At 71.8% G+C, this 15,763-nt stretch carries 13 protein-coding genes; 9 read left to right on the forward strand and 4 right to left on the reverse strand.

Going from position 1 to position 15,763, the window contains the following annotated elements; translation table 11 throughout:
• Positions 1 to 117 precede the first annotated feature (117 nt).
• On the forward strand, positions 118 to 1,242 hold the full coding sequence (disA, locus tag ABZY44_RS22545) for a DNA integrity scanning diadenylate cyclase DisA (RefSeq protein WP_356656537.1): 1,125 nt from the start codon (positions 118 to 120) through the stop codon (positions 1,240 to 1,242).
• Between the two features lie 74 nt (positions 1,243 to 1,316).
• Here disA and ABZY44_RS22550 read toward each other — a convergent pair whose 3' ends face one another.
• Positions 1,317 to 2,126, reverse strand: a complete 810-nt coding sequence (locus tag ABZY44_RS22550) for a hypothetical protein (protein ID WP_356656539.1) — start codon at positions 2,124 to 2,126, stop codon at positions 1,317 to 1,319.
• A 168-nt stretch (positions 2,127 to 2,294) separates the two neighbouring features.
• Here ABZY44_RS22550 and ABZY44_RS22555 point away from each other — a divergent pair, with 168 nt between their 5' ends.
• From ABZY44_RS22555 to cseC, 6 genes are all read left to right on the forward strand, one after another.
• A complete protein-coding gene (locus tag ABZY44_RS22555) occupies positions 2,295 to 2,936 on the forward strand; it encodes a phosphatase PAP2 family protein (RefSeq protein ID WP_356656541.1) in 642 nt (213 codons plus the stop codon).
• Positions 2,933 to 3,895 carry an A/G-specific adenine glycosylase gene (locus ABZY44_RS22560; RefSeq protein ID WP_356656543.1) on the forward strand — a complete coding sequence of 321 codons (963 nt, stop codon included), beginning with the start codon at positions 2,933 to 2,935 and terminating at the stop codon, positions 3,893 to 3,895. The genes ABZY44_RS22555 and ABZY44_RS22560 overlap by 4 nt, the downstream gene beginning before the upstream one ends.
• Positions 3,896 to 4,063: 168 nt before the next feature.
• Positions 4,064 to 4,636: a SigE family RNA polymerase sigma factor gene (locus ABZY44_RS22565; protein ID WP_356656545.1), complete on the forward strand. Its 573-nt coding sequence runs from the start codon at positions 4,064 to 4,066 to the stop codon at positions 4,634 to 4,636.
• Between the two features lie 83 nt (positions 4,637 to 4,719).
• Positions 4,720 to 5,367 carry a hypothetical protein gene (locus ABZY44_RS22570; RefSeq protein WP_356656547.1) on the forward strand — a complete coding sequence of 216 codons (648 nt, stop codon included), beginning with the start codon at positions 4,720 to 4,722 and terminating at the stop codon, positions 5,365 to 5,367.
• 120 nt (positions 5,368 to 5,487) lie between these two features.
• Complete coding sequence (gene cseB / locus ABZY44_RS22575) at positions 5,488 to 6,192, forward strand: two-component system response regulator CseB (RefSeq protein ID WP_356656549.1); 705 nt, start codon at positions 5,488 to 5,490, stop codon at positions 6,190 to 6,192.
• Positions 6,193 to 6,252: 60 nt separating this feature from the next.
• Positions 6,253 to 7,563: a two-component system sensor histidine kinase CseC gene (cseC, locus tag ABZY44_RS22580; protein ID WP_356656551.1), complete on the forward strand. Its 1,311-nt coding sequence runs from the start codon at positions 6,253 to 6,255 to the stop codon at positions 7,561 to 7,563.
• Positions 7,564 to 7,620: 57 nt separating this feature from the next.
• Here the strand turns inward: cseC and ABZY44_RS22585 are convergent, their stop codons facing one another.
• A complete protein-coding gene (locus ABZY44_RS22585; protein ID WP_356656553.1) occupies positions 7,621 to 8,238 on the reverse strand; it encodes a M23 family metallopeptidase in 618 nt (205 codons plus the stop codon).
• Between the two features lie 364 nt (positions 8,239 to 8,602).
• On the opposite strand from ABZY44_RS22585, the gene ABZY44_RS22590 reads away from it, so the two are divergent.
• Positions 8,603 to 11,611 (forward strand): NACHT domain-containing protein, encoded by a 3,009-nt coding sequence (locus tag ABZY44_RS22590; protein WP_356656555.1) that lies wholly within the window; start codon positions 8,603 to 8,605, stop codon positions 11,609 to 11,611.
• Between the two features lie 104 nt (positions 11,612 to 11,715).
• Here ABZY44_RS22590 and ABZY44_RS22595 read toward each other — a convergent pair whose 3' ends face one another.
• Positions 11,716 to 14,241 (reverse strand): ATP-dependent Clp protease ATP-binding subunit, encoded by a 2,526-nt coding sequence (locus ABZY44_RS22595; RefSeq protein ID WP_356656557.1) that lies wholly within the window; start codon positions 14,239 to 14,241, stop codon positions 11,716 to 11,718.
• Between the two features lie 475 nt (positions 14,242 to 14,716).
• Here ABZY44_RS22595 and ABZY44_RS22600 point away from each other — a divergent pair, with 475 nt between their 5' ends.
• Entirely contained in the window at positions 14,717 to 15,319 is a 603-nt protein-coding gene (locus tag ABZY44_RS22600; protein ID WP_356656559.1) for an SCO3374 family protein, read from the forward strand.
• Here ABZY44_RS22600 and ABZY44_RS22605 read toward each other — a convergent pair.
• Positions 15,298 to 15,639 carry an Lsr2 family protein gene (locus ABZY44_RS22605; protein WP_356656561.1) on the reverse strand — a complete coding sequence of 114 codons (342 nt, stop codon included), beginning with the start codon at positions 15,637 to 15,639 and terminating at the stop codon, positions 15,298 to 15,300. The two genes, ABZY44_RS22600 and ABZY44_RS22605, sit on opposite strands and share 22 nt — an antisense overlap.
• Between the last annotated feature and the right edge of the window lie 124 nt (positions 15,640 to 15,763).

Genomic DNA, 15,763 nt, shown 5'->3' on the forward strand with positions numbered 1-15,763 from the left:
GGTCCTCGTGCAGTGATGCGCGCCAAGGCACCGCGGGTGCCGGGGCCGCGCCGGTAGACTCCGGGATGGTCCGCCCGGCCGTACGCAGGCGGTACAACCCGCGACCGGAGGAGTGCAGTGGCAGCCAAGGACGGGGCAGCAGCATCCGGAAAGTCGGGCGCGAGCTCCAAGCAGGAGGCCATGATGCGTGCCTCGCTGAGCGCGGTCGCACCTGGTCAGCCCTTGCGCGACGGCCTGGAACGGATCGTCCGCGGCAACACCGGCGGGCTGATCGTCCTGGGCATGGACAAGTCCGTCGAGGCGATGTGCACGGGCGGCTTCGTCCTGGACGTGGAGTTCACCGCGACCCGGCTGCGTGAGCTGTGCAAGCTCGACGGGGCGCTGATCCTGGACAAGGACATCACCAAGATCCTGCGCGCGGGCGTCCAGCTGGTGCCGGACGCCTCCATCCACACGGAGGAGACGGGCACCCGGCACCGGACGGCGGACCGCGTCTCGAAGCAGTGCGGGTTCCCGGTGGTGTCGGTGTCGCAGTCGATGCGGCTGATCGCGCTGTACGTGGACGGCGAGCGGCGCGTCCTGGAGGAGTCCGGGGCGATCCTGTCGCGGGCGAACCAGGCGCTGGCCACGCTGGAGCGGTACAAGCTCCGCCTGGACGAGGTGGCGGGCACGCTCTCCGCGCTGGAGATCGAGGACCTGGTGACGGTCCGCGACGTCACGGCGGTGGCGCAGCGGCTGGAGATGGTCCGCCGGATCGCGACGGAGATCGCGGAGTACGTCATCGAGCTGGGCACGGACGGGCGACTGCTGTCGCTGCAGCTGGACGAGCTGACGGTCGGGATCGAGCAGGAGCGGGAGCTCGTCATCCGCGACTACGTGCCGGAGCCGACGCCGAAGCGTTCGCGCACGGTGGAGGAGGCGCTGCCGGCCCTGGACGCGCTGACGCATCCGGAGCTGCTGGAGCTGGCGATCGTGGCGAGGGCCCTGGGGTACACGGGGTCACCGGAGACGCTGGACTCGGCGGTGTCCCCGCGGGGCTACCGGCTGCTGGCGAAGGTTCCCCGGCTGCCCGGGGCGATCATCGAGCGGCTGGTGGAGCACTTCGGCGGCCTGCAGAAGCTGCTGGCCGCCAGTGTGGACGACTTGCAGACGGTGGACGGCGTGGGCGAGGCACGGGCGCGCAGCGTGCGCGAGGGCCTGTCCCGCCTGGCGGAGTCCTCGATCCTGGAACGCTACGTCTGAGACGCGCGACGGACGGGGCCCGGACCGCGTGCGACGCGTGCGGCCCGGGCCCCGTCCGGCTGTCGTCCCCCGCCTCAGTCCTGCTTGAGGACGAACGAGGTCCGGGCCACCGGCATGCCCGGGGACTTGACCTCGACCACGTACGTGTCCGGCGATGCCGCGCCCGGCGGCGGCGACTGGCACTGGGTCGCCGCGCTGAAGTGGCGGTCCCATTCGAGCGATTGCTTCGTCTCACCCTGCGAGGGCACCCGGAAGAACATGCTGCCGGCGCCCGCCGGGCAGTCCGCCGAGGACCAGACCGGCTTCGCGTTGCTCGCCTGAGTGATGGTCAGCACCGCCTGCTGCGGGCCGAGATCGACCTTGCAGGTGGTGCCGGAGACGTTGCGCGCGACGAGTTCGAGGCGGGGCTTCTCGTTGGCCTCGTACTCGTTCTTCACGCTCTTGACCTCCCACTGCAACGCGCTGGGCGCGCAGGTGGGCACCGGCGAGTCCGCCGGGACGGCCTGGTTCTGGCCGGAGGTGCCCGCGCCGGCGTCCGTCGAGCCCGGTGCGGAGCCCGGCTCGCCGTTCTTGCCCGTGCCCGCGCCGCCGGAACCCGCGCCGGCGTCGGCGCCGGTGCCCGTGCCGCCGCCGGTGCCCGACTCGCCGCGGCCGCCCGGGGCCTGACTGATCGCCGGGCCGGAGCCCGACGGCCCGGGGGTGATCTGGGTGACGGGATCGGAGCCGCCCTGGCCCTTGCCGTCGGCCCCCTGCTTCCCCCCGCCGGAGCTGACGGTCCATACGGCGAGGAGCGCGAGGAGCGCGGCAACGGACGCCAGCACGGCCCTCCGTCGCCAGTAGATGGAGGAGGGGAGCGGCCCGACCGGATTGCGCAGAGATCCCACGGAGGGAACTTTACGAGAGTTCAGGGCGCGATCCGTGCCCTACATGCCGCTCACCCGGCTTGTTTTGCCGATGATCATCCTGCGGAGTGATCCGGGGCCGCCCGGTGACGTCCGGAACGGTCCGGAATTGATGAGGTCGTTATTCCGCTTTGAGTACTGTCAGTCACCATGGACAGCTCTGACCTCTATCTCGACATCACGGATTTCGCCCACTCCACCCCGGCATGGGTGCAATCGGCGTTCGAGCTCTGGACGGAGCACGGCCTGTTCGCCTTCGGCGTCCTCTTCATCGCCGTGTGGTGGCGCGCCCGGACGCGGCACGACCCCCGCGCGGTCGCCCTCGCGGTGCTCGCTCCTCTGGCCACCGCCGTCGGCTACGTCGCCTCGGAGCTGGTGAAGTCCAGCGTCCACGAGGAGCGCCCCTGCCGGGCCGTGGCCGGGGCCGCGGACTCGCTGCTCACGTGCCCGGTCTCCGGCGACTGGTCCTTCCCCAGCAACCACGCCACGATCGCCGGCGCCGCCGCCGTCGCACTGGCCCTGGCCGTACGCCGCCTCGCCCTGCTCGCCGTGCCGCTCGCGCTGCTGATGGCCTTCTCCCGCGTGTTCGTCGGCGTCCACTACCCGCACGACGTGGCCCTCGGCCTGCTGCTGGGCGCGAGCCTCGCCGTGCTCACCGTCCTCGCGCTCACCGGCCCCGCGGTCGGGATCGTCACCGCCATGCGGGCGAGCGGTGTCCGCGCCGCCGTCCTGCTCACCGGCACGGACCCGGCGCGGCAGGGGGGAAACGTGTCAGGATGCCGTCTGCCATGACTGCATCCCCGACATACCCCGCGACGTCCGCGCAGCCCGCGCCGCCCACGGCGGCCCCGGCGGCCCCGGCCGCGCTGCACTCCCCCGTCATCGCCTGGTTCGAGGCGAACGCCCGGGACCTGCCCTGGCGGCGCCCCGAGGCCGGCCCCTGGTCCGTGATGGTCAGCGAGTTCATGCTCCAGCAGACCCCCGTCAACCGGGTCCTGCCGGTGTACGAGCAGTGGCTCGCCCGCTGGCCCCGCCCGGCCGACCTGGCCGCCGAGGCCCCCGGCGAGGCCGTACGGGCCTGGGGGCGGCTCGGTTATCCGCGCCGGGCCCTGCGCCTGCACGGCGCGGCCGTCGCGATAACGGAGCGGCACGGGGGCGACGTACCGCGCGAGCACGCGCAGCTGCTGGCGCTGCCCGGGATCGGCGAGTACACGGCGGCGGCCGTGGCCTCCTTCGCGTACGGGCAGCGGCACGCCGTCCTCGACACCAACGTGCGCCGGGTCTTCGCACGCACCGCGACCGGGGTCGAGTACCCGCCGAATGCCACGACGGCCGCCGAGCGCCGCCTGGCACGGGCCCTGCTGCCCGAGGACGAGGACACCGCGGCCCGCTGGGCGGCGGCCTCGATGGAGCTCGGCGCCCTGATCTGCACGGCCAAGAGCCCGGACTGCGGGCGCTGCCCGGTGTCCGGGCTGTGCGCGTGGCGGCTCGCCGGGAAGCCCGCGCACGAGGGGCCTCCCCGGCGCGGGCAGACGTACGCCGGTACGGACCGTCAGGTGCGCGGCAAGCTCCTCGCGGTGCTGCGCGAGGCGGTCGGCGCGGTGCCGCTGTCCGTCCTGGACACCGTCTGGGACGAGCCCGTGCAGCGGGCCCGCGCGCTGGACGGGCTGGTCGCGGACGGGCTGGTGGAGCCGCTGGCCGGGCAGATGTACCGGCTTCCCGCAGGACTCCCCTCGACCCCTCGGGGCTGAGGGGAGGATTCCGCTTGTCCCGGCGAAACCCGCAGCTCACGGGCGTCGTTACACAATCTATGGGTGTCCGTGCGTCCACCGAAGGCTGACCCGCACAGGCCCGTGACAACGCCTCCGTAACGTCTGGCCCGTAAGGCAGCGGATGAACGGCAGCGGAGGCGGTCAGAGATGGCGCACGGCGAGGTACTCGCGTTCGAGGAGTACGTACGCACCCGGCAGGACGCGCTGCTGCGCAGTGCCCGTCGCCTGGTTCCGGACCCGACCGACGCCCAGGACCTCCTGCAGACCGCCCTCTTCCGCACCTACGGCCGCTGGGACGGGATCGCCGACAAGTCCCTCGCCGACGCCTACCTGCGCCGCGTCATGATCAACACTCGGACCGAGTGGTGGCGCGCCCGCAAGCTCGAAGAGGTACCCACCGAACAGCTCCCCGACGCCTCCGTCGAGGACGGCACCGACCAGCGCGCCGACCGCGCCCTGCTGATGGACATCCTCAAGGTGCTCGCGCCCAAGCAGCGCAGCGTCGTCGTCCTGCGACACTGGGAGCAGATGAGCACCGAGGAGACGGCCGCGGCGCTCGGCATGTCGGCGGGAACCGTGAAGAGCACCCTGCACCGCGCACTGGCCCGTCTCCGGCAGGAGCTGGAGAGCCGGGACCTGGACATGCGCGCGCTGGAGCGTGGTGACCATCGCGGCGACCACACCATCCGGTACGAGGGGCGTGAGCGGTGCGCGGCCTGAACGGCCCACAGCTGAACGGTCGGACACCGAACGCCCGGGGGCCGGGCGAAGGACGTCTGGCGGGCAAGAGCTCGGTGGTACTCATGTCGGCGGGGACGGTCGTCCTCGCCGGCACCGTGCTGTTCGCGGCCGGCTGCTCCACCGGAGGCACCGGTCTGCGGGACGGCGGCCCGGCGCGTACCGAGGCGGTGTCCAAGACCGGCGCCCCCTCCGGCGAACCCCAGGGGACGGCCGCCGTCCCCTACGCCCCGCGGGCCTCCGGGACGCCGGGCAAGAAGATCGACCCGGTCGCGCTGATCAAGGCGGACCCGAAGGTCAGCGCCGAGGTCAAGCGGGAGCTGAAGCCCTGCACGGGCAAGGAGTACCCGGTCGACGTCAGCTACGGGAAGGTCACCGGCGGGCCGGCGGTCGACATCGTGGTCAACGTACTGTCCTGCGCCGACGCCCTGGGCCGCGGCTCGTACGTGTACCGGGCGGACGACGGAAAGTACGAGAATGTGTTCTCGGACGAGCAGCCGCCCGTCTACGCGGAGATCGACCGGGGCGACCTGGTCGTCACCAAGTCGGTCTACGGGAAGAGCGACGCGCTCGCCTATCCCTCGGGCGAGGACACGATCACGTACCGCTGGAACGGGGAGAAGTTCACCGAGCAGGACCGGGTGCACACCGACTACAGCAACGTGGTCGACGGCGGGGCGGCCCCCGCGCCGGCCGTCAGCCCGAAGAGCTGAGCGCCGGGCAGCGGGCGCTGAGCACCGGCACCGAGCACCGAGCACTGAGCACCGAGCACTGAGCACCGAGCACCGAGCACTGAAGAAGTACCGAGTACCGAAACGAGGCGAGGCTCCCGCATGGCCGAGACGCATGTCCTGTTCGTGGAGGACGACGACGTCATCCGTGAGGCCACCACCCTGGCGCTGGAGCGCGACGGCTTCCTGGTCACCGCCATGCCCGACGGGCTGTCCGGCCTGGAGTCCTTCCGGGCCGACCGGCCCGACATCGCGCTGCTCGACGTGATGGTGCCCGGTATGGACGGCGTGAGCCTGTGCCGTCGCATCCGCGACGAGTCCACCGTCCCCGTGATCATGCTCTCGGCGCGCGCCGACTCCATCGACGTGGTCCTGGGACTGGAGGCCGGAGCCGACGACTACGTCACCAAGCCCTTCGACGGCTCGGTCCTCGTCGCCCGGATCCGCGCGGTCCTGCGCCGCTTCGGCCACGCCGGCGGCCCGCAGGGCGGCGGGGCCGACGAGGACGACGACGCCGAGCGCGGGGTCCTCGCCTTCGGCGACCTGGAAGTGGACACCGAGGGCATGGAGGTGCGCAAGGCCGGTGCCGCGGTGGCGCTGACCCCCACCGAGATGCGGCTCCTGCTGGAGTTCTCCACGTCCCCCGGCACGGTGCTCTCCCGCGACCGGCTGCTGGAGCGGGTCTGGGACTACGACTGGGGCGGCGACACCCGCGTCGTGGACGTCCACGTGCAGAGGCTGCGCACCAAGATCGGCCAGGACCGGATCGAGACGGTCCGGGGCTTCGGATACAAGCTGAAGGCCTGAGGGCCCTGAACAGAATGAAGCCGGGGAGAATCGGGGGATGAGCACGGGGATGAAGCGGGAATGAAACGGTTCACCCTCCGGACCGGGATCCGCTGGAAGATCACGCTCGCCATCGCGTCCGTGGGCGCGCTCACCGCCATCGCACTGAGCCTGGTGGTGCACAGCGCTGCCCGCGTGTCGATGCTGGAGAGCGCCCGCGAGGTGCAGCTGGACCGGGTGCAGTTCATCTCCCGCAGCGCCGACGCCAACCGCAAGCCCTCGATGGGGGCCAAGCTCAACGACCCCGAACTGCCCGCGGGCCTGCGGGAGAAGGCCAGGTCCGGACGGCGCGGCACCTACGTGCAGGAGAACCCGCGCGGACTGCCCGAGGTGTGGGCCGCCGTACCGCTCGGCAACGGGCAGGTGCTCTCGCTCCACTCCCCGTTCCGGGAGAGCGCCAACATGCTCCGGGACCTGGACCGGGCACTGGTCGTCGGCTCGCTCGCCGTGGTGATCGGCGGTTCGGCGCTCGGCGTGCTCATCGGCGGCCAGATCTCGCGCCGGCTGCGCAAGGCCGCGGCCGCCGCGCAGCGGGTGGCGCACGGGGATCCCGAGGTACGGGTGCGGGACGCCGTCGGGGGCGTCGTACGGGACGAGACCGACGACCTGGCGCGGGCCGTCGACGCGATGGCCGACGCGCTCCAGCAGCGGCTGGAGGCCGAGCGGCGGGTGACCGCCGACATCGCGCACGAACTGCGCACCCCGGTGACGGGCCTGCTCACCGCGGCGGAACTACTGCCTCCCGGGCGGCCGACCGAGCTCGTACGGGACCGCGCGCAGGCGCTGCGGGCCCTGGTCGAGGACGTGCTGGAGGTGGCCCGGCTGGACAGCGCGTCCGAGCGGGCGGAACTCCAGGACGTGGCACTGGGCGAGTTCGTGGGGCGCCGGGTCCATTCCCTGATGCCGGAGGCGAGCGTACGGATCGTCGCGGACGAGATCGTCAGCACGGATCCGCGCCGCTTGGAGCGGATCCTCGGGAACCTGCTGGCGAACGCCTCGCGTTACGGGCGGGCGCCCGTCCAGGTCGACGTCGAGGGCCGGGTCGTACGGGTACGGGACCACGGGCCGGGCTTCCCGGAAGCGCTGCTGCGCGAGGGGCCGAGCCGGTTCCGGACCGGGTCGACGGACCGCGCCGGGGTGGGCCACGGGCTGGGGCTCACCATCGCGGAGGGGCAGGCGCGGGTGCTGGGCGCCCGGCTGACGTTCCGCAACGTGGCGGCGCCGGGCGGCATCGTGCGCGAGGGCGCGGCGGCGGGCGCGGTGGCGGTGCTGTGGCTCCCGGAGCACGCGCCGACGGCGACCGGGAGCTTCCCCGTCGTGCCGAAGGCGTAGGCCCTCTCGGACCTACGCCTTCGGACGGGTACTTCGTGGGCGGGCGGGGCCGTCCGGTCAGACGGTGACGCCGACCTTGCGCAGGAAGGCGACCGGGTTGACGGCCGAGCCGTAGTTCGGGGTGGTGCGGATCTCGAAGTGGAGGTGCGGCCCGCTCGAGTTGCCGGTGTTGCCGGACAGGGCGATCTTCTGGCCCTTGGCGACCTTCTGGCCCGTCTTGACCTGGATCTTCGAGAGGTGCGCGTACTGCGAGTACGTGTTGTTCGCGTGCTTGATCACGATGGCGTTGCCGTAGGCCGGGCCGTCGCCGCCGCCGTTCGGGCCGGCCTTGACGACGACGCCCGCCGAGACGGCGTCGACCCGGGTGCCGACGGGGACGGCGAAGTCCTGGCCGGAGTGCTTGTGCGACCACATGGTGCCGCCCTTGCCGAAGGTCGCGGAGAGCGTGTAGCCCGAGACGGGCTTCTCCCAGCCCAGGACCGCCGGCTTCGCGGCGACGGTCACGGCCTGGGCGGCGCTCTGGGCGGACACGAGCCCGGCGGTGCCGGCCAGGGCGGTCGGGGTCTCGTTGGCGAAGGCGGCGGTCGTCCCCGCTCCGAGGGCCAGCGTCGCACCGAGGGCGGTGGCGCCGATGGCGATACGGGTACGACGGGTGCTGATGCGCTTCGCGAACATGAAGGAGACCTCCGGGGCCGGGGACAAGGGCGGGTGCTTCGGTGTTCCGGTGCTTCGGGCAAGAAAGGACCCGGCACGCTCAGGGGTGCCGGGCTCGCTTGCTCATCCTTGGTAACCCGGGCCCCCCGGCTTCCCCAAACCTCGGTTTTACTACCGGAGGTCGTAGGAGAGCCGGGGGCTGACCGACCTGTTGACCGCCTGGATACTGAGGTCGGGGTGGGGCAAATCGGACACAAAACCCTACGAATGTTCCTAGTAGGTCCGATTTGCCCTGTGCGGCTTGTCACCGGCGCGGGAACTCCGCGGCCACTCCGTGGGGCCAAAGCCCTGCGACCGGCTCCGCCCGGAACTACGCTCACGCCTCGTGGACGCATCCGTGGCGGGGATCCGGCTGGCCTCGGGGGTCTTGACCCCCCTCGTGAAGAAACTCCTCCAGGGGGAGGGACCGGGCGCCGGCCTCGCGGACCGGCCCGTGCGCGTCTCCTCCTACGTCGCCCTGCGCGAGCAGCGGATCCTGACCAGGGACGACCTGCGCGAGCTGGCCGGCAAGCTCGTCGCGCGGGCCCTGCGGGCCCCCGGGGAGCAGCCGCTCCCGCCCGGCGAGGAGGCGGGCGTCGCGACCGCCCTGGCCGTCACCCTGCACGCGCTGGGGGACCTCGGCATGGAGGACGCGCAGGCCGTCCAGATGGGCCCGCGCGCCTTCGCCGCCGCCCTGCGCGCGGCCGCGCCGCCGACGGGCCTGGGCCGGGACGCGGAGCTCTTCCACGACCGGCTGCTGGAGCTCACCTGCCTCCACATCCTGCACTTCTTCACCACCCGCTCCACCTTCATCCCGCGCGCGCTGGTCGAGCAGGCCCGCCGCCAGGCCGAACTGATCGCCAAGGTCGACGCCCTGCTCGCCCGGGTCACCCGCGAGGACGGCCGGGACGCGGCCTTCGAGACCCGGTACCTGCGCTACCTCGAGAAGCGGCACGGCAGCCTGACGATCTTCGGGATCGACCTGCCCCCGGGATCGGCGCACTGGCCGCTGGACACGGCGTACGTGACCCTGGAGGCGACCCCCCTCCCCCACCACACCGGCGGCGCCCGGCTCCCCCGCCCCGGCGCCTGGAGCGGCGGCACGGGCCCGGAGCCCGGGAGCGGCCCCGGCCCCGCGGCCGGGCTGGACCGGTTGCTGGTCGACCGGCCCCGCGTCCTGCTGCGCGGCGAGGCCGGCTCCGGCAAGACCACGCTGATCCAGTGGCTGGCCGTCTCCGCCGCCCGGGCGGCGGCCGAGGGCGGCCCCGTCCCCTACGTACTGCCCCTGCGGACCCTGACCCGCTACGGCGAGCGGCTTCCCGCCCCGGAGGACTTCCTGGTCGCCACGGCGCTGAAGGGGCAGGCGCCGGACGGGTGGGAGAGCCGGGTCCTGAGCGAGGGGCGCGGCCTGATCCTGGTGGACGGCATCGACGAGATACCGGAGACGGAGCGGGCCCGCGCCCGCGACTGGCTCTGCGACCTGCTCACCGCCTACCCCGGCAACCGCTGGCTGGTGACCTCCCGCCCCTCCGCGGTCCGCCAGGACTGGCTCGGCGCCGAGGAGTTCACCGAGCTGACGCTCGCCCCGATGAACCGGGCCGACGTGGCCGGCTTCGTCACCCGCTGGCACCGGGCGACCGGGGCGGGCGGGGAACTCCGCGACCAGCTGCTGGAATCCCTGCGCACCAAGGGAGAGCTGGCCCGGCTCGCCACCAACCCCCTGCTCTGCGGACTGATCTGCGCCCTGCACCGCGAGCGCCGGGGCTTCCTGCCGTCGGGGCGCAAGGAGCTCTACTCGGCCGCCCTGTCGATGCTGCTGCACCGCCGCGACCGGGAGCGGGAGCTGCGCCTGCCCGACCTCGCCGAAGAGCCCCAGCTCCAGCTGCTCCAGCGGCTCGCGTACTGGCTGATCCGCAACGGCCGCACCGCGATGGGCCGGGACCGGGCCGCGTCCCTGATCGCCGACGCGCTGCCCGCCGTACCGGCCGCCGCGCGGGCCCTCGGCGACGCCCCGGCCGTCCTCACGTACTTCCTGGAGCGCAGCGGCCTCCTGAGGGCCCCCACCGCGGACACCGTCGAGTTCGTCCACCGCACCTTCCAGGACTTCCTGGGTGCACGGGCGGCCCTGGACGAGGGCAGCCTCGGCGAACTGACCCGGCACGCGGACGACGACCAGTGGGAGGACGTCATCCGCATGGCGGTCGCCCAGGGCCGCCCCCTCGAACGCGCGGCGATCATCGGCGACCTGCTGGTCCGCGACTCCGACCGGGCGGTCCTGCTGGCCTTCGCGTCCCTGGAGTACGCGGCCGAGCTGGACCCCGAGCTCCGCGCGGACGTCCGCAGGGCGGCCCGCCGGCTCATACCGCCGAAGGACGAGGAGGCCGCGCGGGCCCTGGGCCGGATCGGCCCGCTGGTCCTGGACCTCCTGCCGCACGGCGAGGAGGCCCGCGGCGACGACGCCCACCTGTCGGTGATCGCGGCCCTGGAGACGGGTCCGGAGGCCGTCGGCTACCTCGCCCGCTACGCCCGCCACCCGGACGAGCGGGTCCGCGAGCGGCTGACCCGTTCGTGGGGGCTGTTCGACCCGGGCCAGTACGCAGCCGAGGTGCTCGCGCGCATGGAGCCCCCGCCCCGCTACCTCTCCGTCGAATCCGATGCCCTGCTCGCCGCGCTGGCGCGCTTCACCGGCCCGCCCGACCTGTTCGTCCGGCACGGGGTGACCCGGGGCGCCCTGACCCGCTTCCTGGCCCGCCAGCCGGTGTCGGGGCTGACGCTGTGGAGCTTCCCGGGAGGGCCCGACGCGGAGTTCCTGCGCGGACAGAGAGCGCTGCGGCGCCTCACCGTCAACCACTGGTCCGAGCTGCGGAGCCTGGAACCGCTGCACGGGCTGCCGCTGGAGGACGTGTCCCTCTACCTGGGCAGCGCCCTCCCCCTCGGCCCGGCGATCGCCTCCTGGACCCGACTGCGCCGGCTCAGCCTGTTCGCGGCGGCGGGCCAGTGGTCCTTCCACGACGCCTCCGGCGCGACGCACCTGGAGGAGATCGAGCTGACCGAGGCGGACCCGGACCTGGCCGGTCTGGGCCGGCTCGAGAGCCTGCGGCGGCTGTGGCTCGGCTACGGCTGGCGCCCCGGCGGGAACGCCGCGTGGGCGGAGCTCTCCGCCCTGAGGAACCTCCGGGAGATCGCCGTGTCCCCCGGGGTGCTGGCCGGCCTCGCCGAGTGCGCGGACCTGCCCTCGCTGCGGAGCGTGATGTTCTACGACGACGAGGAACCGTGGGAGGACGGGATCGAGGAGCGGCTGCGGCGCCGCTTCCCGGAGGCCGAGCTCCACGTGGTGCCGCAGACCTACGGCTGACGGCCGCGGCCCCTCGGCCTGCCGTCACGTCACACAAAGGGGGCGGCCCCGGAACCTCTCGGTTCCGGGGCCGCCCCTTTGCACGGTCGATCCGCGGCTAGCCGCTACGCGCCCTTCGACAGGTCCGGGCCGGAGCCCGTGGCCTCGATCGGGGGAAGGTCCGAGATCGGGGTCTTCTCCTCGCCGCGGAAGGTGAACTTGGCTTCCTCGCCCTCACCCTCCTTGCCGACGACCACGATGTGACCGGGACGCAGCTCGCCGAAGAGGATCTTCTCCGACAGGACGTCCTCGATCTCCCGCTGGATCGTGCGACGCAGCGGGCGGGCACCCATGATCGGGTCGTAGCCGCGCTTGGCGAGCAGTGCCTTGGCCTCGGCGCTGAGCTCGATGCCCATGTCGCGGTCCTTCAGGCGGTCGTCGACCTTGGCGATCATCAGGTCGACGATCTGGACGATGTCTTCCTCGGTGAGCTGGTGGAAGACGACCGTGTCGTCGACGCGGTTGAGGAACTCGGGCCGGAAGTGCTGCTTGAGCTCTTCGTTGACCTTCGCCTTCATCCGGTCGTATCCGGTCTTGGTGTCGCCCACGGCAGCAAAGCCGAGGTTGAAGCCCTTCGAGATGTCCCGCGTACCCAGGTTGGTCGTCATGATGATGACCGTGTTCTTGAAGTCCACGACCCGGCCCTGGGAGTCGGTCAGACGACCGTCTTCCAGGATCTGGAGAAGGGAATTGAAGATATCCGGGTGCGCCTTCTCGACCTCGTCGAAGAGGACGACGGAGAACGGCTTCCGGCGGACCTTCTCGGTCAGCTGGCCGCCCTCTTCGTAGCCCACGTAGCCGGGGGGCGAACCGAAGAGACGGGAAACCGTGTGCTTCTCGCTGAACTCCGACATGTCGAGGGAGATCAGCGCGTCCTCGTCGCCGAAGAGGAATTCGGCGAGCGTCTTGGAGAGCTCGGTCTTACCGACACCGGACGGGCCGGCGAAGATGAACGAGCCACCGGGACGCTTCGGGTCCTTCAGACCCGCACGGGTCCGGCGGATCGCCTGGGAGAGCGCCTTGATGGCGTCCTTCTGACCGATGACGCGACGGTGGAGCTCGTCCTCCATGCGCAGGAGCCGCGAGGACTCCTCCTCGGTCAGCTTGAACACCGGAATGCCGGTCGCGGTCGCGAGGACTTCGGCGATGAGCTCGCCGTCGACCTCGGCGACGACGTCCATGTCGCCGGCCTTCCATTCCTTCTCGCGCTTGGCCTTCGCCGCCAGCAGCTGCTTCTCCGAATCACGGAGGGAAGCCGCCTTCTCGAAGTCCTGGGAGTCGATGGCCGACTCCTTGTCGCGACGCACGTTCGCGATCTTCTCGTCGAACTCACGGAGGTCCGGCGGCGCGGTCATCCGGCGGATGCGCATCCGGGAGCCGGCCTCGTCGATCAGGTCGATCGCCTTGTCCGGGAGGAAGCGGTCCGAGATGTACCGGTCGGCCAGGGTGGCCGCCTGCACGAGGGCCTCGTCCGTGATGGAGACGCGGTGGTGGGCCTCGTAGCGGTCGCGCAGGCCCTTGAGGATCTCGATGGTGTGCTGGAGGGAAGGCTCCGCCACCTGGATCGGCTGGAAACGGCGCTCGAGAGCGGCGTCCTTCTCAAGGTGCTTGCGGTACTCGTCGAGCGTCGTGGCGCCGATGGTCTGGAGCTCACCACGGGCCAGCATGGGCTTCAGGATGCTGGCGGCGTCGATCGCGCCCTCGGCGGCTCCCGCACCCACGAGGGTGTGGAGCTCGTCGATGAACAGGATGATGTCGCCGCGGGTGCGGATCTCCTTGAGCACCTTCTTGAGGCGCTCCTCGAAGTCACCGCGGTAGCGGGAACCGGCGACCAGGGCACCCAGGTCGAGGGTGTAGAGGTGCTTGTCCTTGAGGGTCTCGGGCACCTCGCCCTTGACGATCGCCTGGGCCAGGCCCTCGACGACGGCGGTCTTGCCGACGCCGGGCTCGCCGATGAGGACCGGGTTGTTCTTGGTCCGGCGGGACAGCACCTGCATGACCCGCTCGATCTCCTTCTCGCGCCCGATGACCGGGTCGAGCTTGGATTCGCGAGCAGCCTGGGTGAGGTTGCGGCCGAACTGGTCCAGGACGAGCGAGGTCGAGGGGGTTCCCTCGGCCGGGCCGCCGGCGGCCGCCGACTCCTTGCCGCCTCCGGAGTAGCCGGAGAGCAGCTGGATGACCTGCTGCCTGACTCGGTTGAGATCGGCGCCCAGCTTCACGAGGACCTGGGCGGCGACGCCCTCGCCCTCGCGAATGAGGCCGAGCAGGATGTGCTCGGTGCCGATGTAGTTGTGGCCGAGCTGGAGGGCCTCTCGGAGCGAAAGCTCCAGGACCTTCTTCGCCCGCGGGGTGAAGGGGATGTGGCCGGAAGGGGCCTGCTGCCCCTGTCCGATGATCTCCTCAACCTGCTGGCGAACAGCCTCGAGCGAAATCCCGAGGCTCTCCAGGGCCTTAGCGGCGACACCCTCACCCTCGTGGATCAAGCCCAGGAGGATGTGCTCGGTGCCGATGTAGTTGTGGTTGAGCATCCGGGCTTCTTCCTGAGCCAGGACGACAACCCGCCGCGCGCGGTCGGTGAACCTCTCGAACATCGTTTATCGCTCCTCAGAGCGGTCGGGCAGTTCGGGGTCGGTCCCCGCCCTGTCCTTCCGCATGCTAGTCCCGCGGGGCGGGACAGCTCATTCCAACTGCCGACATCCGTCCGCGGCTCACCCTCACGTCCGTGGGAAAACCCGGCTGTAAGTGCCGACAACTGCTCCAACCCGATGGTGCGAGACGATGTTCCCGCAGGCCAGGCAGATACCCGTCACACGTGTACGCCGATGGCGAACGGAAGCCCGTCACAGACACCGAAAAACAGCGTGTCGCCCCCGTCCACTAGGAATGTCTTACCCGTGTGGAGCGCCAGTTCACGTCGGTGGACGACGGATCCCTCCGCTACGGGCGAACAGACCTCCGTCCCGAATGTGGGACTCCGCCCTGACGGATGTTTACGTTCCGCATCGACATGAGTGCGGTACGTCACATCGCGCGTAACTCCGGAGCGTTTCCGCAGTTGCTCCGGTCATGGCTCTCACCGCGCCGCCCTTCACCGTCCCGCTCCCCCGCGCCCCGTTCGAAAGAGGGTCCGATCCTGCGGCCTGGTACGAACGCGTGCTCGGCTGGACCGTGGCCGGGGGGCCGCCCGGGCAGCTGGTGACCGGGGTCCGGTTCGACGTACTGGAGCTGCCGGCCGACGCCGGGGCCGCCGTACTGCGGCGGCCCGTGGCCACGGGTCCGGTGGCGGTCACGGGCCGCAGGATGCGGTTCCTGGTGGCCGCGGGAGCCGCCGACGAGCTGGAGGGGCTGCTCGACTGGCTGGAGTGGGGCGGGGTCGCCCTGGATCTCGCCGCCCTGGGTGCGGGTGGCAGGATCACGGCTCCGGTGCCTCCCGGGCATCCGGTGGAAGCCGAGGGAAGCCCTCGGGGGGCCGCCGTGTGGCTGCGGCCCCCCGAGCAGGGGTGTGAGGCACTCCTGCCCGCCCTGCCCGCTCCCGGGCAGGGCTCCGGGCCCGCGCGCGGGCCCGATCTCGTACGCCTGGTCGCGGCGGCGGCGACGGAATGCCACCGGACGCGGCTCGGGCGGACCGTCCGGACGGGCCGGACCGATCAGGCCGTGGCCTTCTCGTAGGCGTCGCGGATCTCGGCGGGGACGCGGCCGCGGTCATTCACGCTGTAGCCGTGCGACTTGGCCCACGCGCGGATAACGGCGGTGTCCGGGTTACCCGCCGAAGTGGCGGCGCGGCCCTTGGTACGGCCGGTCGCGGCGCCGCGGCCACCGGTACGGCGACCGCCCTTGGTGTACGGGTCGAGCAGGCCGCGGAGCTTTTCAGCGTTGGCGGTGGTGAGGTCGATCTCGTAGGTCTTGCCATCCAGAGCGAACGTCACCGTCTCGTCCGCCTCGCCGCCGTCGAGGTCGTCGACAAGAAGGACCTGAACCTTCTGTGCCACCGGGATTTCCTTTCATCGAAAAGCAGTACGCGGAAAGGAAACCGCTTTTGCCTGGAAAACACAAACCCCCCGTGAGAGGTTCGGGTCCGCAACGGGATGGGAAACGTACGCGATTCGGACATAG

It is taken from the genome of Streptomyces sp. NPDC006544, from assembly GCF_040611715.1.
Classification (GTDB): domain Bacteria; phylum Actinomycetota; class Actinomycetes; order Streptomycetales; family Streptomycetaceae; genus Streptomyces.